Origin of the sequence: Segetibacter aerophilus (assembly GCF_007991655.1) — a bacterium.
GTDB classification, from domain to species: Bacteria; Bacteroidota; Bacteroidia; order Chitinophagales; family Chitinophagaceae; genus Segetibacter; species Segetibacter aerophilus.
In genome coordinates this window covers 518,680-544,689 of sequence record NZ_BJYT01000002.1, presented here as the reverse complement: position 1 = coordinate 544,689, position 26,010 = coordinate 518,680, and the positions used below count along the sequence as shown (strand labels likewise).

The following is a 26,010-nucleotide window of genomic DNA, read 5'->3' as shown; positions in this document are numbered from 1 at the left end:
CCTTGGCAGGCAAGCGAAAAGAAGTTAAGTATACTTATATTGTGGAAAAATAAAAAGAAGGGGATTTTTTTGCGGCGGGGGGAATAAAGGAAGCCGGTTTTGATCTTTTTATTTGCCAGTGGAAAAAAAGCAAGTAGGATTAATTATAAGTCATCACGACTTATAAACGTCGAAAGTGTTCTAACTCTTGAGGAAAATATTAGACGGGGAATAAAAGCAATGGCAAATTTTTAAAACTGCCTTGTAGAAAAAGATGGAATAAATAAAGGGTGGGGTGGTTTAGTGGGCTGTAAACTTTTGCTCAAGTTGACCTAGTATCTGTTGTGCTTCCTTAAACTGTAACTCCTCAAAAAAGCTTCTGGCTTCCTCAAACCTGTTACTGATTTCTGTGTACTTTCTTTCCGATAAATTCTTTTTCTTACCAAGGAACAACTCTAAATTCTTTTTAATGCTTCCTTGGTCAACTCCAAACAACTTCATTAGTAGTTCAGCATAACGATCATTACATTGAAGAGAATTATTACCACTTAATTTATCAAAGACATAATAAATAAGAACAAGCGCTGGATTTGAAAATTGTGCTCTTTTGCATTTTTCTAATTGTTCAAGTTGTTTGCGTTCATGAATTTCCTTGATCGTTTCAAGCTGAGGAAGAAAAGAATTATAGAAGCCGGGCCAATAAACAAATAGCATTAATGTTGAGAATGTAATCAATGCTGCCAGGAAAATTATTATTATCTGGGCATTTTCAAAGTGAGCTGAGGTCATAAGAAACAGCAAAGCAGGAAGTCCAAAAAGAAAACCAAAGTGAGTAAGTACGAGTTCAAACCAATACCTACCTATTACTTTTTGCCTTGTTGAATTTGTACTCCAAAATGGGATATTGCTTTGGTATAAAGCTTGAGTTGCATTAAATTGTTCAGTAAGACAATTTCTGTCAAAAGCGAAATCAAAGGTTATAAAAGAAACTATCTTTTGCATCGAATCTTTCATCACTTTTCCTTTTTTTTAAAGGTAAAAATTTCCGTAATAAGTTAGGAGAAGTAGAGCCATCAAATTTGTAAACTACTCCCTATTCAGCCGTTAACTCTCTTTCTAAATCTTCTATCGAAGGTAATTCCCCCTTTTAAATTTTCCGGTATTACTTCCGTTAACTGGTACTGGGTAACAGCAAGGAATGTTTACATTCTTCAAGGCGTACTTGACAACTACTTTATTTGGAGTTTTACACAACAATATTCCTGTGCTTGGGCTGATCATTTTGGTACCTTAACTGATCATCATAGCGTCAGCATTTTTTTTATTAGTCTTCTAAAAAAACCTCTTCGGATTGTTATTTATACTGCATTTAATTCAGTTCTGAACATTTCCATGCCTCCCCTTTCTTCCCATAATTCTTTTATTTTCTGAGCTGCTTCTTCAGGCGTAATTCTTATGTATTTATAAAAATGTATTTCTTTTTTGTGACCGCTTATCTTCATAACAAGCTTAACTGGCGTTCCTGCTAAAAACTCATTTGTGCAAAATGATCTTCTTGCAGTATGAGATGTGATCCACTCATACTTCGGTTTAACAACTTCAATATTTTTATTGCCTTTTTTATAGGAAAATCTAATTCGTTCATTTATGCCAGCAAGTTTTCCAATTGTTTTTATGTGCCTGTTAAATTCTGGATTAGTAAGTTTGGGAATCTTCTCTTTAAATTGTTTGGAAAAAATAATCTTTGCTTCTTTCCTTAAAGGGATTACAACCCAGTGCTCCGATTTCTCCTGCTTTTTATATAAGAGGTCATTTCGCAAATCGTCAGGCGTAAGTATTGACAAATCAGAAAACCTTAGACCGGTCAGGCAGGCTAACACAAACAGATCACGATACACTGCTAAATAAGGATGTGCGGACAAATCGGTTCTGTAGATTTTACCTATCTCTTCATGTGAAAGGTAAATAGCATCAGCTTCCTCTTCTGATATTTTAAAATCTGTCAAATCAATTGGAGCAATAATTTTTCGCCTGACCCTGTCCTTAATAAATATTCTAAATTGCTTAATAGTTTGCCCTATTGTATTAACCTTTAATCCATAATGCACTTCTTGTCTCCTTTTATGCTCGTAATGAAAGGTCAGAAATTCAATGAAGTCGTCATAGAAATTATAATCCATACAATCAAAAGTTATAGGGCGCTTCCTAAAGCTTTCAAACGCTCTTAGTCGGCCTTTTAGTTGCCCGTACACACCTAGCATTCCTTTGCAAACCTTTCTTTTTTTAGATTCTATGTATTCGTCTATTTGAAAAAATAAATCTTTATTTATTTCTTTTTGCTTAAAGCTTTCAACTATTATTGCTGCTTTTAAGCTCTCCAGAGTATGTGTATTAAAATGGGGATGAAAAATTTTCTTCACAAAATTGCCGACGTCTTCAATTTTGTTTCTGATTGCATAGGAAATAATATCCTCGGCAATCCTATACATTCTTTTTAAGTCTTCATTCAAACCCGTTGCATCACCGTGAACTACAGGCAGGTCTTTCGAAATACATAACTTTTTCTTATTCCAAAAAGTTGCAGGTATACTGATTTCGGTATTTAGCAGAGTTCGTCTTTCTGCACTGAAGCAATATTGAATATAAATTAGAGTTGAACCATCGCGACGAATCTTTTTAGGGTCGCAGATGAGTTTTAATGGCAGTAACATAATTTAGTCGATTTTTTAGTCGATTAAGAATATGTCATGCTTTATAAAGATAGGAAGACGGGCCTAAGAGCTTTTGTTATAAGTAATTGAAAATCAAGTGGCGGATGTAAGCTTAGATAAAGAGAAGTAAGGATTACAAAGTCGTAATCCTTACTTTGGTGATCCGGATTGGATTCGAACCAATGACCTACTGCTTAGAAGGCAGTTGCTCTATCCAACTGAGCTACCAGACCATACCGCTACCGATTTAAGCGGTGGCAAAAGTAATTTTTTATTAGTTTGCAGCCAAACGAAAATTCAGTAAAATGGATGTGAAAATAGAAGGAGGCTGGAAGGATGTTTTAATCGATGAGTTTTCAAAGCCATATTTTCAACAAGCCGTTACCTATATAAAGACTGAAAAGGCACAGGGAAAAATAATATACCCGCCCGGGTCTCTTATTTTCAATGCTTTTAACACAACTCCTTTCGGTTCTGTAAAAGTAGTTTTACTGGGACAGGATCCCTATCATGGCTACGGCCAGGCTCACGGCCTTAGTTTTTCCGTTCCTGATGGAGTCGCCCCTCCCCCATCATTGATTAATATTTTCAAAGAACTTCATAGTGACATTGGTATGCCTATTCCAAAAACCGGTAACCTTACTAAATGGGCGACGCAAGGAGTATTACTTTTAAATGCAGTGCTCACCGTTAGGGCTAATGAAGCTGCAAGTCATGCAAAAATTGGGTGGATGGATTTCACCAATGCAGTCATCAACAAAATATCCCAAGAAAAAGAAGGAGTGGTTTTTTTACTGTGGGGAAAATTTGCACAGGACAAGCAAGTACTTATTGATGAAACAAAACATCTTGCTTTAAAGGCGGCCCACCCTTCACCACTTAGTGCACACAATGGCTTTTTTGGTTGTAAACATTTCAGTAAAACAAACAATTATCTCGTTAAACAAGGCCTTGATCCTATTGACTGGATGCTCGATTAGTTTGAATGTTTAATCGTTATATAATGAAAATCATTAAAAATATTTTAGGGGCTATCTGGGCTTTCTGGGGCATACTTACTTTTAGTGTTACGTTACTTATCATCATTATTCCTGTACTCATAACTTTTCTAATAAAGGAACCTAGGGGAACCGAAGCATATCGCCAGGTAACTAAAGTATGGATGAATGTGTGGTTAGCGTTGATCGGCTCACCTTTGAAAGTAGTTGGTAAGGAAAATTTTAAGAAAGGAAAAAATTATGTGGTCGTATCAAATCATAATTCTTTAATGGATGTTCCGGTAACCACTCCTTATGTGCCTGGAGCCAATAAAACAATTGGTAAAAAGTCTTTTACAAAAGCACCGGTTTTTGGTTGGGTTTATATTAGAGGAACAGTGTTGGTCGACAGAAATAGTGATGCCAGTCGGCGTAAAAGTTTCGAAGACATGAAGAAAGTATTGGCGCAAGGACTGCACATGGTTATTTATCCCGAAGGAACAAGGAACCGCACGTCTGACCCTTTAAAGTCTTTTCATGATGGAGCTTTCAAACTTGCTATTGCTGCCCAAAAGGAAATCATACCTACACTTATCTTTCATACGCGCACTGTGCTTCCACCCGAAAAAAAATTTTACATGCGCCCTCACCAGCTTCAAATGCACTTTTTACCTGCAGTAAGTTCAGAGAATATTACCAGCAAGGAATTACGCGAAAAGGTGTTTAAAATGATGTGGGATTATTATCTCGAAAAGAATGCATAAAGGAGCAGGGACCTTTACTGGTAGAAAAATCTCGACCTGTTAATTTTAAGATCACGAAGAATACCCGACTTAGGATTAATAGTGATGTTAAACGAACGGTATAAACCAACCGGGGTAAGATTAATTGACATTTGCCAGCAATGCATTTCACGGCTGATAAACATGCTTAGCGTTTGAATTTTGCTGGTTGTAAAATCGTAATAAGTATTGCCACCAATCTTCCAGCGGGGAGTTAAACTAAAGTCCCCATTCACACTCAAATTTGAGTACACTCTTGATTCTTGCCTGTAATTGCTACCCAATTGCTTTGTATAACTAAGCGAGTATGAAAGCTGCAAGCTCCATGGTATATTGAAGTCTGTATATTCAGCAGGATTACTTCTTACATACTCCAACTGACGTTGTTGTTCGTCTGGCGTCATGAAGTCGTCATTGGGTATCCGTTCCTTATCAGTCTTACCATCTTTACTTTTACTTTGAAACGATGTAGAAACTGCAATACTCGCATTGGTAATTCTTCCCGGATGGAGCTTATTATCTGCCAGCATTAGTCTTGCGCGACGGAACCCAAATTCATCCACCTGGTAGGGGTCAAGGTTAGCATTTGCAGTAATATTTATTTTTTCAAATAGAGTACTTCTGGCATAAATGCTAATGTTAGATAAAGGAAAACTATCGTTTAAAGATGGAATAAGATTATAAGAGCCATTAAAACCGAATCCATCTAAAAGCCTTATCTTTTTTGTACCAGCAGCGGAGTCTTCATCATTTGTATCCTTGTCGTCTTTCTCCCTTTTACGATTTAGCACCTTCATTTCAAGCGTATTATCTATACCAAAACCAATGCTACCAGATCTACCTTCACCAAAAGGAGAGATAATGCCACCGGCAAATTGAGAGACACGTTGAAAATGTTTTGCCGAGTCAACTTGCAAATCATAATAATATTGCTTCTGCATATCAGGGCGATAATTCAAACTCAACGTAGGCCTGATCTCATGCCTTATTGCCTGAACTTTACTCGTCTTGCTAAATTGGTAAGTTCCGAAAACCCTGGTGCTAGCCGAGAGAGACATCTGCATTTGTCTTGCTGTATAAATACCCCTTGAAATACTGGTATCAACTTTATTCCTTGCACTATCCCAGTGCTGAACAACTTTCTGTCCATACCAGTTTTCCTGGTAAGAAATACTGGGTGATAATTGTATCGGTCCCATCTGCGGCAATGAAAGTGTGATAGGAACTGAATGTGTCGCTCCATACTGAGCAGTATCTATCATGCGCCGTAGACTGAAAGCTGAGTCATAAAAAGAAACCTGGTTTTGAAAATTACCCGTATACCCAACGCCCAATTTTTCATACCATTTTGGTGTTCCAACTGATTCTCTTTTCTGAAACGGGTAGATAGTCAACACGTTAAAACTTGCTGTTGGAAGCGTAAGATTAACTAAACGAAGATTATTGTTTTGGCTGTGGTTGGCACTAACTGTAAGGTTGTATTTCCCACTCCAATCGCGGCTGTATGCAATAGATGAGCTTAAGCTATTTTGAAAGTTTTGTAAGGAGTTGTTAGAAACGTACCTATTAAACTTTGTACTTCCTGCATTTACGTTTGCAGAAAAGCTTGAGCCCGGGCTTGCTTTTGTATCGCGGGAATGGCTCCAGTTAATCATAAAACTTTTGCTCTTTGTAAACTCCTCTTTACTATAGCCGCCGCTATTTAAGATCTTAGTATTTTGTATGGCAATGTTTAGATTACCGGTGTATTTATATCGTTTTATATATCTCGAGGACAGGTTTGCATTCCAGCCTCCATAACTATAAATATTACCCCTAACGGTCGCATCGAAATTATCGCTTAACACTTTGTAAAATCCTAAACCTTCAAGCCCCAAACCGTACTGCTCATTTGATGCAAACTGAGGTGGAAGCAGACCCGAATGCCGTCCGCGATTTAAGGGATAGATCCCAAAGGGAATTCCAATCGGAACAGGTACGCCTTCAAACTCCGGAGAGGCCGGCCCCGACACTGCAATCTTGTTTGTAATCATCTTCATCTTGCGCGTACGAAAAGCGAAGTGAGGTGTATCAAGGTTACACGTAGTAAAGCGTCCGCGCCATGCGTATATAGTATTGTTATTAATCTTCTTTACCGTTTGAGCATACACATACATTTCACCCTGCTGAAGGTTTGTGCCTTTTGTTAACCCTTTTTGAGAACGGGTATTATACCAGATTGTATCACTGACACTCGTCATGTCGCCCTGCACAAGCTTTGGCTTATTTAAAGGATTGCCTGTTGTATCTGTTGACCCAAATGCTGTAAGCAATTGCTTTTCCTGGTTAAGATTTATAGTGGATGCAGATACTTCCACGTCTGTGTACTTTGCATTTGCCTTTCCATACAAAATGAATTCCTTAGTTGGAATGATTAAGACACCACTATCTTCAGCAGAATAAGTTACCGGTGCATCAAGAGAGTCCTTTGAAAGCTTGACATTAAGTGTGTCTATAGTCTTTACAACGCTATCTTTTCTAGTGGTATCATTAACAGCTAATGTATCTTTTATAGAAGTATTTGCTTTTAATATACTATCTACTTTCTTAGGACGTTTAATTGGAGGAGGTGAGTCGACGATTGTAGAATAAGAAAAAAATTGAAGATTACTTTGTTTTTGTTTTGCATTTACTTTGAGCGTTATTATGAAAACAATAGCAATTAGCCCAAATGCTAATTTTTTTTTTGCTCTAACTTTACATCGATTGCTCATAAGTAGTGCGGCAAATTTAATGGTTAAAGCATTAAGGATGTGTGAAGATTAACCCAATTGAAAATGACAAAAATTCAAAGGACCCTTAAGTATGATTAAAAGATTTTTCATAGTTATTCTCTGTTTTTCTATTCTCCCAGTTTTATTCTCTTTTGCAACAGACCCGGTTAAACCAAATAAAAAACAAACACTCAAAACAATAGTTATTGATGCTGGTCATGGACTTCCAAATAGTAACGCGGAAGGTAAGTACAGCTACGAATCACAATTAACTCTTGCAATGGCGTTGAAACTTAGCGAAAGGCTTAAAGAAGTTTTACCCGATTGTAATATTCTTCTCACACGCACTGATGAAAATCTTCCTGGTGGCTTAAAAGACAAGAATGTCGCGAATAGATGGAGAGCGAACTTTGCTAATGAAAATCACGGCGACCTTTTTATCTCAATTCATGTAAACGATTTAGAGCCAAGATATCAACGAAAAATAGAAGGATACAGAGAAGAGACTTATACAGTAACTGTTGGCAAAGGCCGCAAAAAAAGAAGGGTAGAAAAAACCCGTACAGTCCCCATCTACAAATCTTATAAACTCTCTTGCGATAGATCCGGCACCGAAACGTATATATGGGCTGTGAACAAATATGACCAAAAACAAAATGCGGTTGGATCAAGAGATGGTGAGGATCAATTTGGTGAAAAAGACTCATCCGGAATGTTCGCTGAATCTCCGGATGCAAAAATCCTTGCGTCTTTAAGAACAAAAAAGTACTTCGATCAAAGCCTTGCCATTGCCACATTTGTTGAGGAAGAATTTAAGAAAGAGGGCCGTAATAGCTATGGTGTAAAGCAAAGAAACAATGAAGGCATTTGGGTTTTGCAAGCGACTAACATGCCGAGCATATTAGTAGAGACAGGCTTTATATGCAACTTCGAAGAAGAAGATTACATGAATAGCGAGAAAGGACAGAATGAGATTAGCTATGCTATCATGAGAGCAGTACTTAGATACAAGCAATTGCTTGAAACAGGTTCAGGTGTAATTCCCGATCCTCCAAATGTCAATATTACCAAGCCTTAATATTCTTGCAGTTATAATCTCGTCCACGCTCGTCCGACAATTTTAATTCTGTGGAGACCTTGCTTTAGTTTGAATGAAAACGAATGGGTTTTCATAAACCAACATATTTTCTTCTAAGATGTTAATAAATACTTCTACCATCCCACAACTTCTTCACGCTGTATCATAAAGAAGTTTAATAAGAACAAGACCTGTTATTTTTGTAACTACTGGCTGCTTCCTTCAAAGTATTTAAGAAACAGTGAAAGTATTATTATGAAGAGTAAATCGATATTGAGTGTCGGCCTGTTTTTATTGTGTCTTCAATCAACTTTCTTGTCAGGCTTTAAACCAGTTCAAAAAGCCAAATTAAAAAAAATAATTATCGACGCGGGCCACGGTGGCCACGACGTAGGTGCTGGAGGTAAGTATTCTAAAGAGAAAGATATCTCGCTTGGGGTAGCGCTCAAATTGGGCAAACTTATTCAATCTCAAATGCCGGAGTTAGATGTGGTTCTCACGCGTACTTCAGACATTTACCAGTCTCCTCCCACAAAAGCAAATATTGCCAACTTCAACAAAGGAGATTTATTTATCAGTATCCATTGCAATAGTGCTCCGCCTATAAAGCATACTGAACTTGCCGGTTATAAAACCGAAACCTATTATACAGGTAAAGGAAAAAGGAAGAAAAAACATACACGTAAAATTCCTCAGTACCGAAACTATACAACACCGAACCCAGCTAAAGGAACCGAGACATACATTTGGGGAGCGAACAAAAATGCTTTGAAAGAAAAAGCAATGCGTGAGAACGAATCACTATATCTCGACAGCGCTACTGCAAATTTTGTAAAAGACTTCGATACAAATTCTCCTGACCGGATGATTTTATATTCTTTAAAAACTCAACAGTACTTCAACCGAAGCGCTAACCTTGCTTTAACTGTTGAGGAAGAATTTAAAAAAGTTGGTAGAATAAGTCGCCAGGCACAGCAAAGACAGGTCGGAATTTGGGTACTGCAGGCTGTTGCCATGCCCAGCATCCTGGTTGAAACGGGCTTTATTAGTAATCCGGGTGAAGAAGAGTATCTAAACAGCAATGACGGTCAGAATGAAATTGTCCGTTGTATTGTTCAAGCCCTTAAACGTTACAAATACTCTATTGAAAATCAACAGGTAAAGAAATAGTTTAACCTATTTACAAACATGCTTTTAATCGCTACTTTTGCCTTAGCATGACTTTTGCAATTATAGTCATTTTAACCCCTAAAGCGGTTTAATTTAAAGCATACTCCATGAAGATTAATAATGAAACGAAGGTTGGTGCACTTACGGCGTTGGCTATTACACTTTTAATACTAGGGTTTAATTTTCTTAAGGGAAAAAGTCTCTTCAAAACCGGCAATTTCATCTATGCTAAAGTAAAGCAGACCAAAGGGATAATGATTTCAAACCCTGTTTATATTAATGGTTTGCAAATAGGCAGCGTATACGAGTTGGAGGAAGCAAACAAGAATATCGACACCATTATTATATCTATTAAATTAGCTAAAGACGTTAACATCCCGGTTAACTCAATAGCCTCTATAAAAGATAATCCTCTCGGTTCGGCAAGTATGGATATAAGCCGCGGTGATAGCAGAGTTTACTTAAAAAATCACGACACTATACCTACACTCGATAATCCTGGTATGATAGGCACTGTTACAGCAAAGCTTACTCCTGTCGTTGACCAAGTGAGACTCACCTTACAAACATTAGACTCTGTTCTTAGAAACGTGAACGGCATCTTTGACCCAATGACAAAAAACAACATGCGCGACGTCGCTAGTAATATAAATCGCGTTACCGCTAGTCTTGCTATTTCCTCCCTGGCATTACAGTCAATGATGAACCAGCAAACCGGGGCGTTAGGCAAATCAATGGGTAACTTGAACACCTTTACTTCTAATCTTGCAGGCAATAACGAAAAGATAAATGCAACTATGGCTAATCTCGAAAAGTCTACCAAGAACTTATCTAACGTAGACATTGACGGCACTATTGGTCAACTAAGAGGTACTATAGAAAGATTGAATACTGCGGTAGAAAAAATAGATAGCAAAGAAGGTTCTATGGGTAGATTGTTAAACGACAATCAACTCTATGATAACCTCGCCAACACTACCAGGAGCCTTAATATATTGATGGATGATATTCGTGTCAATCCTAAAAGGTATGTTAGCATTTCTATTTTTGGCGGCAAAGGCAAAAAGGAATATTTAACTTCACCCCTGCCGATAAAAGATACCATTGCGGCTGTGACAATGAAATGATAAAACAGCTTTTTTTTTACTCTATATTTCTTTTTACTTTAATAATTTTCTCTCATTCTGTATCAGCACAAGTACAGGTGCCACTTCCAACTGATACCTCTAAAGGCAAGAGACTTGAATTCGAGGCTGATCGTTACAACTTTACAAAGGTTGAAGGAATAGGTGACTTTATTTCCTTGGCTGGGCACGTGAAGATGAAACAAGATCTAACCTTAATTTACTGCGACAGCGCTGTTCTTAACCAGGCAGCAAATATCGTGGAAGCTTTTGGAAACATTCACATTAATGATGCAGATAGCGTTCATACCTACTCTCAATACTTAAAATACCTGGGCAACGAAAAGACTGCTTTTCTTAAAAGGAAGGTAAGGCTAACAGACGGAAGAGCGGTGTTGACGACTGACGAGCTGGAGTACAATACATTCACCCACATTGGCACTTATTTAAAAGGAGGCAAAGTTGTAGATGGAACTACTGTGCTTACCAGTACTGAAGGCTATTATTATGGTGATACCCGGGACATGTACTTCAAAAAGAAAGTTTTTCTTAACGATCCCCAGTACAAGGTGAATACTGATACGCTTCTTTACAATACCTATACTCAGATCGCGCGTTTTACCGTGCCTACTAAAATCAAAACAGGTACCAGAACAGTAAACACTTCCGAAGGCTTTTACGACATGAAAAACAAAAAAGCTGTTTTCGGTAAGCGGCCTGTTGTTGATGATAAAGACTACACCCTTACTGCTGATGATCTTGCCTTTGATGAAGCAACTCATTTTGGGGAAGCGCAAGGAAGTGTTGTATATAAAAGTAAGGATACCGCGAACAAGTTTGCGGTTCTGGCGAACAACATGAAGTCAAATAATAATACAGGGAGTATCCTGGCTACTCAAAAACCCCTGATGATTATTCAGCAAAAGAACGACACCATTTATGTTACGGCTGATACATTGTATTCGGGTAAGCTGACCGAACTCGAGAAATTTAGACGGGTACCAAACATAACCGATACTATAACTACTAAACAAACTAAAAATCCGGCTGACAGCAACAGCAACAGGTTCTTCGAGGCCTACTTCAACGTAAAGGTTTTTAGTGATAGTTTACAAGCTGTTGGCGATAGTTTATTCTATAGTTTTCGAGATTCAACTTTTAGGTTTTTCAAAAACCCTGTTGTGTGGTCGCAGGAAAACCAGGTCGTGGGAGATACCATCTATCTGTTTACAGAAAACAAAAAGCCGAAAAGGTTCTATGCTTTCGAAAATGGCTTAGCGATAAACAAGGTCGAAAAAGATTTATACAACCAGTTCAAGGGCAATACAATCGACGGCATTTTTAAAGATGGAAACATTGATTTCGTAAGGGCTAAAGGCAACGCAGAAAACATTTACTATACTGCTGATGAACAAGGAGGTTTCATTGGGGCAAATCGTTCTACATCGGACGTAATCGATGTTGTATTTCGGGAGAAGAAGCCCTATAAAGTTACTTTTCTGCGCAACCTACAAGGGACCATTTCGCCGATACGACAAGTAAATAGTAGTGAGATGAGAGTTCGTGGGTTTAATTGGCTTGAGGCCAAAAGACCAAAAACCAAGTACGAACTTCTTGGCAACTAATACAATGCATTCTTAGTTAAGACCTTATTTGACCCAATTTCGCTAGATCGAAAACTATTCTTGATCATCGTTTGAGACACTGTTACCCTTTTGATTTTCTCCGCAATAAAAAGAGCCGCGTAGAAACGCAGCTCGTAGCATTCATATCTTTAACAAAGGAATGCTTGCCGGAACAAATATATAATGTTCGAACACCAACTTTTTGTACCTAGCGACGAACTACCTGTTTTTTTCGACGAAAGTTGTTTTATTCTCTTCGGCGAATATGAATTCCGTTCTGTCAACCATTATTTGTTCTTGACGTTACTTTCAACCCTTTTTGGTGGTTTTTCTTTCTTTACCATAAAAGCACAAGTAAGATGGCCGGATCTTTTAGATCAGGTTTTTACTAATCATTCACCATGAAATTTTCACCTACTGCCCAGACGCCTCTTGAATGGATTGCCTTGAAAGCCGGCCTCGTGCCTACCCCACTCGCTTATTCGCACTTTGGTTTTATGATGAGTAAGTTTTTACTGGAGGCCGTAGACAAAGGCGTTTTTGAAGCTATTGGGCATCGAAGAATTTCGCTTGAAGAAATTTGCGCTTCATGTAATCTTAATGCGAAACCCGTTAAAAGTTTACTAGGTGTTTTAGCAACAATGGGTTTAGTAAAGCAAATTAAGAAGCTGTTTTGCCTGACGGCCAAATCAAAAAAATGGATACTTAAAGACAGCCCACATTCTCTATACTGGTTAATGGTTTTTGATAACAGGGTTTGTGTAAAGTGGATGGATCATGTAGGCAGTTTCCTGGAAACGGGCAAAGGGTTGCAGTACCACGAAACACTTACCGAAGATGAATGGTTTTATTACCAAAAAGCAATGGAAGCAGCTGCTTCAGCCACATCAAAAGAGGCAGTTAGAAAAATCCCCGTTCCACCCGGTGCAACCCGAATGCTTGACATCGGCGGCTCGCACGGTTTGTATTCTGTTGCTTTATGTAAACGATACCCCGCACTCACTTCCACCATCCTTGATCTTCCTTCTGCTGTCGAAAAAGCTGCGCCTATTTTAAAAACTTATAACATGGGCAACAAGGTCGTGCACAGAGCAGGCAATGTGCTTGAGGAAGATATAGGCAAAGAGCAATACAATGCGGTTGTAATGGCCAGTGTTGCTCATCATTTTACTGCAGAGGAAAATAAATTGGTGGCCCAAAAAGTATACGATTCCTTACAGCCGGGTGGCACTTTTACAATACTGGAAGTCTTAAGATCAGATGAGGCAAAATATAACGGAGACATGTTAAGCGCTCTTGGAGATTTCTTTTTTGCCCTCAGCAGCACATCAGGTACATGGAGTCTAAAAGAGATCATTGGGTGGCAAAAAGAAGCCGGCTTTGGTTCCTTTAAAAAAGCTACCTTTCTTACTATACCCGGCTATGTTGCAATAACGGGAAGGAAATTGTAAGTTGATTTTACAACCATCAACTCGGGGCTACTTCATCCCATTCAAATTACCTTAATTAAAACACATGAACCTCAACTTACTAATCCCTGTAGTTATCATTCTTGTTCTTCTGGCCATGGGAATATGTATTGCACAAGAGTATGAGCGATCAATCGTATTCAGGCTTGGAAGATTCAAAGCAATAAAAGGTCCCGGGTTATTTTGGATTATACCATTCATTGAAAAGCGCAGAACAATAGATATGCGCGTAAGAACAGTTGACCTTGAGCAACAGGAAACCATTACAAAAGACAGCGTTACGATTAAAGTAAATGCAGTGCTTTGGTTTAGAGTAACGGACCCCGAGAAAGCAATTATAAAGGTTGCCGATTATAATAAAGCTGTCTATCAATTTTCTGTTACAGCCTTACGAAATATAATAGGACAACACATTCTTGATGAAGTGCTGAAAGAGCGTGAGCAAATCAATAACACATTGCAGAAGATAGTAGATAGTTCAACCGAACCATGGGGAATTAAGATAGAAATGGTGGAAATGAAAGATGTCGAAATTCCTGAAGCCATGCAGCGGGCTATGGCAAGGGAAGCGGAAGCGATTCGGGAAAAACGTGCGCGCATTATAAAAGCGGAAGCAGAGCTGGAAGCATCCATCAAACTAACCCAGGGAGCCAAACAAATGGAAGGAAGCCCGATAGCCTTAGAGCTAAGGCGTATGCAAATGCTTTCAGAAATTGGAATAGATAACAATACTACAACTGTTATTTTGATGCCATCCGATTTCACAAATGCTGCAAGAAGTTTTACAGAGTTGGTTACAAAACAGAATGAAAAAGTAGAAAGTAAAAATGACGAGGCGGTAGGGTAAGCTAAACATACCACGTTTTATTTTTAACCCTAAAACAATTATTCATGGCTAAAAAAGTTCAGTTAAAAAGCTTCAAAGTAGCAGGCATTTCCGTTCGCACAACTAACCAGGATCGGCAGTCTTCTACTGATTTAATGAATCTCTGGAACAGGTTTTATTCTGAAAACATTTCTTCAAAAATACCTGGCAAAGTCAACAACAATATTTACGCTGTTTATACTAATTACGATTCGGATTATACCTCAGCATACACGACCATACTTGGTCATAGTGTAGCCTCTATTGATAATCTTCCTAGGGGACTTGTAGGACATGAGATCGGTGCCGCATCTTACATTGCTTTTGAAGTTAAAGGTGAAATGCCTGCTGCCATTGTTGATACCTGGAAGGAAATATGGAACAGGGACAAGGAACTAAACAGGCAATATTCTACAGACTTCGAAGTATACCAAGAGAAGACTGAAGAGGAACCCAACGGTTCAGCAACGGTTTATGTGGGAGTGAAGGAATAGAACAATTAGGGCACTATTTTCTTAAAAGGTTAATTCATCTTCTCAAATACGAAGCTTGCTGCGCCTTGCTTTGGGAGTACAAGAGAGTGACACAACGATGTCCAATTCTTATTCATTTGCTGGTTACAGAAAAACTAAATTTTTATTGATTTTTTGATAAGGTTGAAACAATAAGTTTACTTAGCAGGCTAAACATCTTCTTATATGAGGTTTCAACCAGCCAGGGTTTTTGTTTGCTTTCTTCTCATTTTACAAAGTCTATCGATAAATGCACAAACTGCTGCTCCTAAAAAACTTGGCGTTTCGCCCAATGTAAAAATTGGTAAACTAGCAAATGGTCTCACCTATTATATCCGAAAAAACCAGGAACCAAAAAACAGGGCAGAATTACGCCTCGTAGTAAAAGCAGGTTCTATACTTGAAACCGATCAGCAAGTTGGCCTTGCTCATTTTACAGAGCACATGGCTTTTAACGGAACAAAGAATTTTAAGAAGCAGGAACTGGTTGATTTTCTCGAAAAGAGTGGGGTGAACTTTGGCGCTGACTTAAATGCCTCTACTTCGTACGATGAAACCATTTATATGCTGCAGCTTCCTACTGATAGCCAAATGGTTTTTAAGAAAGGTTTTCAGATTTTGGAAGATTGGGCCCATAATGTAACGTTTGAAAATAGCGAGATAGATAAAGAAAGAGGTGTTGTAGTCGAAGAATGGAGATTGGGCCAGGGAGCAGACGAGCGATTAAGAACTAAGTTTTATCCCGTTTTACTTAAAGGCTCAAGGTACGCGACGCGCAATCCGATCGGCACCAAAGCCAACCTTGACACATTCAAATACGAAACAGTAAAACAGTTTTATAAAGATTGGTACAGGCCAGACCTGCAGGCAGTAGTGGTTGTTGGCGACGTAAATGTGGCTGAGGTAGAGCAACTGATAAAACAACATTTTGCAGGTATTCGCGGTCCGCTAAATCCCAAGCCGCGGATTAAATATGGAGTTCCGTCACAGAAAGAAACTCAAACAATTATTCTTACAGATCCTGAGCAGGCTTATAACCAGGTGATGATGTTTTACAAACAACCATCTCTACGTGAGCCTCAAACAGACCTGGAGTATCGCACTTCTATCGTACACGGCCTGTTCAATTCAATGATGAGCAGCCGCCTGCAGGAGCTTGCACAAAAACCTGATGCCCCATTTTTATTCGGCGGTAGCAGCTATGGAAAACTGATAGGTGACAAAGATGCATTAACGCTTATGGCTGTTGCAAAAGATGGCAAAGCCATCGCAAGATCAACTGAAACGGTATTGCAAGAGAATGAAAGAGTTCGCCAAAACGGGTTTACACAAAGTGAACTGGAAAGAGCGAAAGTTGCGATTTTATCCTCGATGGAAAATAGCTTCAACGAGCGTAACAAGACGAAGTCTGCTGAACTGATTGAAGAACTAATCAGGAACTTTCTCACCAATGAACCAATCCCCGGGATAGAAAAGGAATATGGAATGTATAAGCAATTCGTTCCCGGCATTAAGTTATCAGAAGTAAATGTTTTGCTTACCAAATGGATTAAACCAACCGACCGCGCGATCATCGTATTGGCACCTGAAGCTGAAAAAGATAACCTTGTAAGTCAGGCTGAATTACTTGCGTTGGTAAATAAAAAACAGGGAACCTTGAAAGCATATGAAGATAAAGTGATGAAAGGTTCTTTCCTGGCAAAAGCACCAGTGGCAGGAAAAATAGTTGACGAAAAGGAAGTAAATGAACTAGGCGTAACAGAGCTAACACTTTCGAATGGTGCGAAAGTAATCTTGAAGCCAACTGATTTTAAAAACGACGAGATCCTCATCTCTGCCATTAGCAAAGGAGGCTCTTCTCTGTATAGCGATAGTGATTATCTCTCTGCATCCAACGCTACAACGATCGCTCTTTACGGAGGAACAGGCAACTACGACGTGATGAGTTTACAAAAAGCCCTGACAGGCAAACAAGTTTCAATAGCTCCTTCTATCGGGTCATATTCTGAAGGTATCAGTGGCAGTACAACACCTAAAGATCTTGCTACAGCCTTTCAACTTATTTACGGCTATTTTACCCAACCACGAAAAGACAGTTCTATGTTCGAGGTGCTGAAGCAACAGTTGTCTGCTTCACTCGCTAACAAGGGAAAAGATCCAAACTCTGTTTTCGGAGATTCTGTTAGTTACATTATGGGAAATTATCACCCTCGAAGAAAACCACTGTCTCTTGACAGGGTAGGGGAAATAAAACTAGATAAAGCCTTTTCAGTTTACCAGGATCGCTTTGCAGACGCGAGTGATTTCATTTTCACTTTTGTTGGAAACTTTAAAGTTGATAGCCTTAAACCCTATATCGAAACTTATATTGCTTCTCTTCCTTCAACCAATAGGAAAGAAACGTGGAGGGATGTCGGCGTTCGTTTTCCTACCGGCGTTGTTAATAAAGTAATTACGAAAGGCAAAGACCCTAAGAGTTCGGTTCGCTTAACCTTTACAGGTACTACGGAGTATAGTGATCTCGAAGCTACTCAGCTCGACCAGGTTGCGAAGGTGCTTGAAATAAGACTGCGAGAAATTTTACGTGAAGACCAGGGCGGCGTGTATGGTGTGGGTGTAGGTGCCAATATTAATCGCGAGCCCATCAACAGTTACAGCGTTACCATTTCATTTGGCTGTGCGCCGGAGAACGTAGAAAAACTTTCAGGGCTTGTGTTGGAAGAAGTTAAAAAAATGAAGGCCGACGGTGGAAGTCAAACGAATGTAGAAAAGGTGATAGCTGAAGATACCCGCGGTATGGAGACAGGCGTAAAAGAAAACAATTATTGGCTGTACAATTTGCAGAGCAAATATTATCGCAATGAAGACCCGCTAACTATTTTACAGGATCCTGTAATGGTTAGAAAGCTAACGGTTGAAAGAACAAAGGAATTGGCAAACAAGTATTTCAACTTTGACAACCTTACAAAAATTGTGTTGATGCCTGAGGGTAAATAATAAACTTTCACTAAAAACAATCCTTTTCCTAATCGTGAAAAGGATTGTTTTTGTTTATGGTACAATTTTAATATCGTATTTGATTTCTATATCAGAATTACGATTGTTAGACAAATTTTAGTTTTTAGAAAACTATCAATTTTGTTCTCAACGTGCAACATTACATCTCTCGGTTCTATCTTAACGAGTGTTACAACCATTACCTAACGAAAAATCAGTAGAAGTCACGGGATATTTTAAATCTGTTTTAAAAAATCTATGACCGTATGACAGCGGCGGGTATTTAGTTAAAAGCTGCTTTTTTCATTTTTCTAAATGAAGGTTATTTTTTAATACAACTATGTATGATTAAGTGGGTAGCGAGGCTTGCATTTTTAACTATATTGTTGGGATTGATTGGCAGCATCTTGATCCTGAGTGATGTGTTTAAACCCGGTGGCGAAAAGAAATTAGCGCCAAAGGTGAACGACACATTGATACATCGTGCAACAACTGACACCCCAAAAATCATCCTTCAGGAAAAACACCTGGAAAACGTTGATACTACTCCCCTGCCTCCGCCTATAATTCCGCCAAAAAAGGAAGACACTATTAAGAAAATAGCCGTCGTAATCGATACTCCTAAGAAAGCAGACACTGCAAAAGTTCTTAAACAGGAAGCGAAAAAAAAAATTGATAAGGCAGACACTCCGGTAAAAGCAAAAAAATCTGAGGTAGTTAAGAAACCGCGGAAAGTGAAGCTATTTACTCAATCCGAGCTGCAGCGGCTCGTCTTTAGAATTAATACTTTTAAGGCAAAAAATAGAATTAGCGCAAATTGTGTCCAGATGCATATTACAGAGCAAGGTTATAGCAAACGAACTCTTTCTCAAATTGAAACATACCTCAAAAGCAAACACTTCTCAATCGCAGGACGAGAAGTGATTGCAAAAGAAGTTTATGGTATTCAAATTAAGCGTGCAGGAACTTGCACGAGAATAATAATCGGTAGCTTTTAATCAGACAGCAGATTCCTTGTACAACTGTTCTTAAACTGCCTTACTTCCTCATCTCTTAACACTTGAGAGCAGCCCGGCCGGCACATTTAAAGCACCAGTTTCTGCGTCTATCAATCCATTTCTCTCATCTTCAATATTGGTTGCCTGTGTGTACACATCTCCGGCTATAGGTCGTTTTCTTAATTCATCTTTAAACAACCGTATTTGCTCTGCACGCTCCTTGTCATCCTGTGGTCCGCCGTATTCCACGAAACCAAAGCCGCCCCATTCGCTTACAACTAACGGTACCTGGTTGCGATAGAAAAACGGATCGCCGACTACCAATGGAAAAGCCGCAACTCCAACCATTTGTCCTGATACCAACTGATCAAGCATGTCACGCCAGCGCTGTACATCAGGAGTGTATAAATGGGCTGTAAGCAAATCAGACTTTAAGCGCCCCTCATAAGAAATATGCTGCCACCCGTCGTTATCCACAACCAAAAACTGTGGATGAGCCAATTGCATATAGTGGTACATATCCATAATATACTGCCTTGTATCAGGATTTGTAGCGATGTCCTGCGCACCCCAATCTTCATTATACAAACTCCATATAATTACTGAAGGATGTGTGCCGATCAATGCGAGCATTCTCATCAATTCATCACGGTGGTTTTCGCGGCTTTTAAAATTTGACCGGTGTGGACTAGGCACTTCTACCCAAAGAAGCATTCCCATTTTATCTGCCAGGTTATAGATCCTCGGATCTACTCCAGCGATATGAATTCTTACCAAATTGCACCCCAATTCCTTCATAGCAAACATGTGCTTTTTTATCTGCTCATAGCTTGCTTCGCCCGGCTGGTACAAAATTCCATCAAGATAAACGGGCTTGTTATTGAGGTAGATGCAGCAGCCTCTCGCCTCAATTTTACGGAGGCCAAAATAAGTTTCAATTTCTGCTATTTCACCTTTAGAATTTATCAGCTCTGCAACCAGGCGGTACAAATGCGGCTGTTCTGTTGACCACAACTTCGCATCAGGAATTTCAATCACTACCCGCTGTCTTTTTTGCCCGGCTTCCAACCTAAGCGGAAATTCATCTGTTGCAATTGGATCAGGCGAATCTTGTTTGCGGTTATATATTTTAAGCCGAATAACATAGTCTCCCGGATCATGAATTCTTGTGGTCAGATTGAACCGTACGAGATTATCTTCCACGATAGAAACTACTCCAACGCGCGAGCGGAGCCGATTACGCTCAACTGTTTCCAACCAAATACTACGAACAGCTCCTGTGTATGTTTGATACCAAATACCCCCTCTTTTATACACGTGCGACTCCTGCTTACCCCGTGTGGTATCTGCGTCCATAGTATCGGCAATCCGCACCGTTAATCGGTTAACTGGTTGCAAAGCTTCTTCGGGTAGTTCGTATGAAAAAGAGGTGTATTCTCCTACATGCACTAATTCGCCTTCGATTGTTTTTAGGGGAAGACCATTCAGCCATACCTGGGTCTCGTATCCGCAAGCGCCAAACGTCAGTTGAAGCATTGCATGCTCTGCCCCATTTCCGTTTGCACGTACCGGCAAGGGAAACTCCCGTTCATACCATGCCACCACTTTATCCTGCCATGCTTTTACAGCTTGCTGCCCTTTCGCTGCTGCTATATGTTCCTCTATCGATCCTGGCCAATGCGCCTTATCCTGGTAGTCATGCCCTAGGTGCCACGCCTCTACTAAACCCTTGTCATCTGCATCCAACGAAAACTTCCATTCGCCGTCAAGAAGTATTGGGGCATTTTGTCTTACGACGGCCCTGGGCAAGGGGTTTACAAAATTATCTTCCGCAAAAACTTCTTCTTTGCTTTTCGACGTACTATAGTTAGGATGAACTGCTTCCATGCTTCAAAAAATAGGTGTTTTTATTATATACTCGCTTAGCGCAAAATGGTTTGTACCTGCTTGAAATTTTTATGTTGCCGGCGTTTAAATATTATTTCAACATTTGTTGCGACGCTCCGTTCAACTTTTTATTACACGGCAGCTTTCTTCAGTATTTGCTAACTAAAGCTACTCTATATCAATTCATTAATTAAAAAAAACGTCTTAAAGATGGTTTTTAAAAATGTTTTTACAAGCCTGCAATATTGATTCCATGTTTTTAGAACTAATGTTTAAAAGTCTTTTACTGTCAAGAGAAATCAGCGTATGAGAAAACAGCATTCGTTTATTAAACACAACATCTGCGTGGATTATTGTTATTTACATAGCAACTTTTACATTTAGTTTTATAGAAGCTCACACACTCAATAGAAATTTATGAAACAACGGCTCCTACTTTCAATGATTTTCTTGCCATTTTTCATTTTCGCACAACAGGAAGACTCCCTTTGGTTTGCGCAACATTACACCAAAAAAGAAGTGTCAATCCCCATGAGAGACGGAGTAAAACTTTTTACCTCTGTATACATTCCTACTGATAAAGGTGAGAAACATCCGATACTAATAACCAGGACACCTTATTCATGCGCACCTTACGGCGCCTATAAATTCGACGAAACGTATTGGAACAGCTATAAGAAAAACTATGCAAGGGAAGGTTACATTGTTATAAAACAAGATGTTCGTGGCAGATGGATGAGCGAGGGAAGCTTTGTAAATGTTCGTCCCTTTAAGGCGGTTAAAAAAGCCGGCGAGATTGATGAAGCGTCCGATGCTTACGATACCATTGACTGGTTAATAAAAAACCTCGAAAACAACAATGGAAACGTTGGTGTCTTTGGTGTTTCATACCCGGGGTTTTATTCTACGATGGCTGCTGCCAGTAATCATCCTGCTTTAAAAGCGGTTAGCCCTCAGGCGCCTGTGACCAACTGGTTTATTGGCGACGACTTTCATCACAATGGTGCTTTTTTTCAAATGGATGCTTTCGATTTTTACTCTGCCCTCGGTTCTGGTTTTGGCCAGCCTCATCCAAAACCTACCGCCATACCTGCCAACAATGTCGGCTATCCTATTCATGACAACTACCATTTCTACCTTTCCACGGGCACTCTATCAAACCTTACCAAGCTACTCGGAGACTCCGTTGCATTTTGGAAAGATCTCATGAGCCACCCCAACTACGATACCTTCTGGAAAGCACGAGATGCTAGAATTGCAACCAGCAACTTAAAGCCTGCCATGTTATGGGTAGGAGGACTGTTTGATGCGGAAGATAACTGGGGCGCCTGGAACGCTTATAAAGCCGCGGAAGAAAACAATAAGGAAAAAGATTTCAATAAGCTGGTAATGGGTCCATGGTATCACGGTCAGTGGGCCAATAGCAATGGAACACATTTAGGCAATGTTGAATTTGGTAGCAATACTTCCACATGGTACCAGCAGAATATCGAAGTGCCGTTCTTTAATTATTATTTGAAGGGGAAGGGAGATATTTCTAAAATTAAGGAAGCAAACATTTTCATTACAGGTGCAAATGAATGGAGGGAGTTTCCGCAATGGCCTCCTGCAGAAAAACAAGACAAGGCACTTTACCTGCACGACAACGGAAAACTTAGTTGGACACCGCCAACCAGTGCAAACGGCGTTTCAAATTATATGAGTGATCCTTCGAAGCCGGTACCTTACACCGAAGATGTCCACTTCAACCGTAGCCGTAATTATATGACGGACGACCAGCGTTTTGCCTCGAGAAGACCTGATGTACTGGTTTTTCAAACAGACACTTTAAATGAAGCCGTTACCGTTGCCGGAAATGTAGTAGCCGATTTAATAACCAGCATTTCAACTACTGATGCAGACTTTGTTGTAAAACTAATAGATGTTTTTCCCGATTACCTTTCTTACACTCCTGTAGATATTTATTCTGACAAGGACCCGGAAAACAAGTATCCAATGGGCGGCTACCAGATGCTGGTACATGGAGAAATTTTTAGGGGGCGGTTTAGAAAAAGCTACGAAAAACCTGAAGCTTTCACACCGGGTAAAATTGACGAGGTCAAATATAAGCTTGGGGACATAGCTCATATGTTCAAGAAAGGTCACCGTATTATGATCCAAATCCAAAGTAGTTGGTTTCCTTTAGCTGACCGTAATCCTCAAAACTTCGTTGATATTTATCATGCTAAAGAATCTGACTTCCAAAAGGCAACTATCAACATTTTTCATAATAAAACGCGTAGCAGCAAAATTATCTTACCCATCATCAAATAGACAAACCAACGATAACGGTATGAGAACCGCTAACCGTAACGAGAACTGTTTAAAAGAATAAGAGCCACGTAGAAACGCGGCTCTTATCAGTTGCAGGTTTACTTAAACCAAAACTTGTCGCTGCTAAAGTAGCTCGACGTTCATCACCATGTTATAGTTAGCGACGAAACACCACTTTAGATGTTTCAAGGCCCATTTTTCTGCGACGACTTATTTTTCGTTTTAATAATTACAGCCTAAAAACATTAATACTAACGGTAAGACGTAAACACTGAAAGCCCTTAGAATTTATTTTCATTCTTGGTTAAATTAAATCAGCTTAAACTACCGATTACGATTAACCAATACTGGGCAGATACTTCGGTGCTTTTCTCACTTTTGTAGCTTGCTCAAAAGCATACGCTATACTCAGAACCTCACCTTCTTGGTAAGCCGTTCCACAAATTGAAAAGCCAACAGGAAGCTCATGCACAAAACCCATCGGAACAGTTATATGCGGATAACCAGCCATGGCAGCAGGCGATGAAAAAGAAAAGCCGGTACTATAATCACCATTGATAATATCGATGCACCCAGCCGGACCACTGGTAATGCCGCAGATAGCGTCCAACTTATTTTGTTGGAAAAGTTCGTCCATAATTTTTCGAGATGAAGTTGACTTTTCCAATGCTTCAGTATACTCTTTGGTATCAAGCCCTGCTTTAGCTTCTGAACTGATAAGTGTTTCCTGTTTAAAAAAAGGCATTGCAATTGCTTCGTTCTTGTTGTTGTATTCAATCACCTGCTTTAAAGATTTAACGGGTGCATTTGCCGTAGCTAGATATTTGTTAAGTCCATCTTTAAATTCATATTGCAGTACTTCGTAGCTGGCTTCTCCTAACGGACGAGTTAGTTTCAGCAACTCCACCTCAACAATAGTTGCCCCCTTTTCTTTAAGTAAACTGATTGCTTTGTTGAACAGTCCAACTACTTTGGCATTTCCCCGTAGGAAAAACGTTTCTACTCCAATACGTTTTCCTTTTAATCCTTCAACGTCCAAATATTTTGTATAGTCTTTTTGTGATTTTCCCTGGCTCTGTTTAGTAACAGCGTCGGCTGAGTCTACACCGGTAAGCGCAGATAACAAGATAGCAGCATCTCTAACAGTTCTTGTCATTGGACCGGCTGTATCCTGGGTGGCAGAAATAGGTATAATTCCTGAACGGCTCCACAAGCCAACAGTTGGTTTAAAGCCTACAAGCCCGTTGGTAGACGCAGGACTAACAATAGAACCGTTCGTTTCAGTGCCAATAGCAACAGCGCAAAGGCTGGCTGCAGACGCCGAACCTGAACCGGCACTTGAGCCGGACGGATTTCTATTTAAAATATAAGGACATTTGGTTTGCCCTCCCCTACTGCTCCATGCGCTTGTAGATCTTGATGAACGAAAGTTGGCGAACTCGCTCAAATTGGTTTTGCCCAAAATAACTGCACCCGCCTCACGAAGTTGCTTCACTATAAATGCATCTTTGGATGCCCTGTTTCCTACCAGTGCAAGCGATCCGGCCGTAGTCATCATTTTATCACCGGTGTCAATATTATCTTTGATTAGAACTGGTATGCCGTGAAGCGGCCCTCTTACTTTGCCTGCTTTACGTTCGGCATCCATCGCTTCCGCGATAGCAACTGCATCAGGGTTTACTTCGATCACACTATTTATTGCAGGCCCTTTTTTGTCTATATCTTCAATTCTTTTTAGATAGCCTTTTGTTATAGCCTTTGAAGTTAAACTTCCACTTTGCATTTTTTGCTGCAACTCATCAATAGTTACTTCTACCAGGTCATTGTCTTTTAAGGCAAAGCCAGTTGAGGCACTTTCTACACTCTCATTCATGGCTGCTGCTTGCGCCGTTCCTGTTAGCATTGCCGGCAAAGTCAGTCCCGCAAAAGATCCGTTTTTTAAAAAATGTCGTCTGTTCATTTCTACTATATTAACGATGGATATATAATTGCTAAAAGTTTGAAGGTAACAACAAATACTACTACAAACAGTCGATTTGCGAAAAGTTCAAGCACAGTATTATTGAAAAAAAGCAAAAGAAGTTTCAAGCGATTTATATGTACTTCTTTCTCATACACCGCTTAATTTCTTCAACACTTCGACGTTTTAAATTTTCACTGAATTTTCATCGATACCTTTTTCCGCTGATTATAACGGGGGCCAAAATGGAGGTAGTAAAATCTCTGACTGCTAAGCGTTTACAAATTCTTTTATTTGAACAAGTCGGACAAAAGGAGTACCTTAATAGTACTAAAACCAGCCATATGACACAGCACTCCATCTCTCGTATTGCGGTAATTATATTAGGCGTTATAATGATACTATTCGGCATCTACCATTTCATGAGACCCGATAATTTAATTGTTTTCGTACCCGACTTTCTACCCGGAAAAAAATTGTTGGTTTACATAGTGGGTTTAGCGTTTATTCTTACCGGGTTTGCTTTCATTGCCCATAAGTTTGTGCAGGCTGCAGGCTATGTTCTCGCTGCATTGCTTGTCATTTTCGTTCTATCAATACATGTTCCCAATTACATTGGTGCCGCTGACGCAGACATGAAAACTATGGCGTTTGTAAATATCTTAAAAGATACTGCTCTTGCCGCCTTTGCCATGTATATAGGGAGTGAGGCAAGAAACCTGGACTAACAAATCCTTACAATAGAATTACTACAAGTCAAACGGAGCGTCGCAACGATGCCGAAGGTATATTTGTTGCCCAACTCCAAAC

18 protein-coding genes and 1 tRNA gene are annotated in these 26,010 nt (G+C 39.6%); 13 read left to right on the top strand and 6 right to left on the bottom strand.

Annotated elements, in window-relative coordinates:
• Positions 1-279 precede the first annotated feature (279 nt).
• The 3 genes from SAE01_RS05815 to SAE01_RS05805 form a co-directional block, all read right to left on the bottom strand.
• Positions 280-981: a hypothetical protein gene (locus SAE01_RS05815; protein WP_147202710.1), complete on the bottom strand. Its 702-nt coding sequence runs from the start codon at positions 979-981 to the stop codon at positions 280-282.
• 356 nt (positions 982-1,337) lie between these two features.
• Positions 1,338-2,690: a site-specific integrase gene (locus SAE01_RS05810; protein WP_147202709.1), complete on the bottom strand. Its 1,353-nt coding sequence runs from the start codon at positions 2,688-2,690 to the stop codon at positions 1,338-1,340.
• A gap of 156 nt (positions 2,691-2,846) precedes the next feature.
• A tRNA-Arg gene (locus tag SAE01_RS05805) sits at positions 2,847-2,923 on the bottom strand.
• Positions 2,924-2,995: 72 nt separating this feature from the next.
• Here SAE01_RS05805 and ung point away from each other — a divergent pair.
• A complete protein-coding gene (ung, locus tag SAE01_RS05800; RefSeq protein WP_147202708.1) occupies positions 2,996-3,670 on the top strand; it encodes a uracil-DNA glycosylase in 675 nt (224 codons plus the stop codon).
• Positions 3,671-3,693: 23 nt separating this feature from the next.
• Complete coding sequence (locus SAE01_RS05795; RefSeq protein ID WP_147202707.1) at positions 3,694-4,431, top strand: lysophospholipid acyltransferase family protein; 738 nt, start codon at positions 3,694-3,696, stop codon at positions 4,429-4,431.
• 14 nt (positions 4,432-4,445) lie between these two features.
• Here the strand turns inward: SAE01_RS05795 and SAE01_RS05790 are convergent, their stop codons facing one another.
• Positions 4,446-7,202 (bottom strand): putative LPS assembly protein LptD, encoded by a 2,757-nt coding sequence (locus tag SAE01_RS05790; protein ID WP_147202706.1) that lies wholly within the window; start codon positions 7,200-7,202, stop codon positions 4,446-4,448.
• Between the two features lie 91 nt (positions 7,203-7,293).
• Here SAE01_RS05790 and SAE01_RS05785 point away from each other — a divergent pair, with 91 nt between their 5' ends.
• The 9 genes from SAE01_RS05785 to SAE01_RS05745 all read left to right on the top strand — a co-directional run bounded on the left by SAE01_RS05785 (position 7,294) and on the right by SAE01_RS05745 (position 19,040).
• Positions 7,294-8,280 (top strand): N-acetylmuramoyl-L-alanine amidase family protein, encoded by a 987-nt coding sequence (locus SAE01_RS05785; protein WP_147202705.1) that lies wholly within the window; start codon positions 7,294-7,296, stop codon positions 8,278-8,280.
• Positions 8,281-8,535: 255 nt separating this feature from the next.
• Entirely contained in the window at positions 8,536-9,450 is a 915-nt protein-coding gene (locus SAE01_RS05780) for an N-acetylmuramoyl-L-alanine amidase family protein (protein WP_147202704.1), read from the top strand.
• Between the two features lie 107 nt (positions 9,451-9,557).
• A complete protein-coding gene (locus SAE01_RS05775) occupies positions 9,558-10,577 on the top strand; it encodes an MlaD family protein (protein WP_147202703.1) in 1,020 nt (339 codons plus the stop codon).
• Entirely contained in the window at positions 10,574-12,199 is a 1,626-nt protein-coding gene (locus tag SAE01_RS05770; protein WP_147202702.1) for an OstA-like protein, read from the top strand. The genes SAE01_RS05775 and SAE01_RS05770 overlap by 4 nt, the downstream gene beginning before the upstream one ends.
• Positions 12,200-12,600: 401 nt before the next feature.
• Positions 12,601-13,650, top strand: a complete 1,050-nt coding sequence (locus SAE01_RS05765; RefSeq protein ID WP_147202701.1) for a class I SAM-dependent methyltransferase — start codon at positions 12,601-12,603, stop codon at positions 13,648-13,650.
• Positions 13,651-13,714: 64 nt separating this feature from the next.
• Positions 13,715-14,515 carry a slipin family protein gene (locus tag SAE01_RS05760; RefSeq protein WP_147202700.1) on the top strand — a complete coding sequence of 267 codons (801 nt, stop codon included), beginning with the start codon at positions 13,715-13,717 and terminating at the stop codon, positions 14,513-14,515.
• Between the two features lie 44 nt (positions 14,516-14,559).
• Entirely contained in the window at positions 14,560-15,027 is a 468-nt protein-coding gene (locus SAE01_RS05755) for a GyrI-like domain-containing protein (RefSeq protein WP_147202699.1), read from the top strand.
• A gap of 204 nt (positions 15,028-15,231) precedes the next feature.
• On the top strand, positions 15,232-18,042 hold the full coding sequence (locus SAE01_RS05750) for a M16 family metallopeptidase (protein ID WP_147202698.1): 2,811 nt from the start codon (positions 15,232-15,234) through the stop codon (positions 18,040-18,042).
• Between the two features lie 344 nt (positions 18,043-18,386).
• The gene (locus SAE01_RS05745; RefSeq protein WP_147202697.1) at positions 18,387-19,040 is read left to right on the top strand and encodes a hypothetical protein; all 654 of its coding nucleotides are present in this window, start codon (positions 18,387-18,389) and stop codon (positions 19,038-19,040) included.
• 48 nt (positions 19,041-19,088) lie between these two features.
• Here the strand turns inward: SAE01_RS05745 and SAE01_RS05740 are convergent, their stop codons facing one another.
• A complete protein-coding gene (locus SAE01_RS05740; protein WP_147202696.1) occupies positions 19,089-20,927 on the bottom strand; it encodes a glycoside hydrolase family 2 protein in 1,839 nt (612 codons plus the stop codon).
• 417 nt (positions 20,928-21,344) lie between these two features.
• Here SAE01_RS05740 and SAE01_RS05735 point away from each other — a divergent pair, with 417 nt between their 5' ends.
• Entirely contained in the window at positions 21,345-23,240 is a 1,896-nt protein-coding gene (locus SAE01_RS05735) for a CocE/NonD family hydrolase (protein ID WP_147202695.1), read from the top strand.
• A 337-nt stretch (positions 23,241-23,577) separates the two neighbouring features.
• Here the strand turns inward: SAE01_RS05735 and SAE01_RS05730 are convergent, their stop codons facing one another.
• A complete protein-coding gene (locus SAE01_RS05730) occupies positions 23,578-25,200 on the bottom strand; it encodes an amidase (protein WP_147202694.1) in 1,623 nt (540 codons plus the stop codon).
• Positions 25,201-25,544: 344 nt separating this feature from the next.
• On the opposite strand from SAE01_RS05730, the gene SAE01_RS05725 reads away from it, so the two are divergent.
• Positions 25,545-25,928 carry a DoxX-related protein gene (locus tag SAE01_RS05725; protein WP_147202693.1) on the top strand — a complete coding sequence of 128 codons (384 nt, stop codon included), beginning with the start codon at positions 25,545-25,547 and terminating at the stop codon, positions 25,926-25,928.
• Positions 25,929-26,010: the final 82 nt, after the last annotated feature.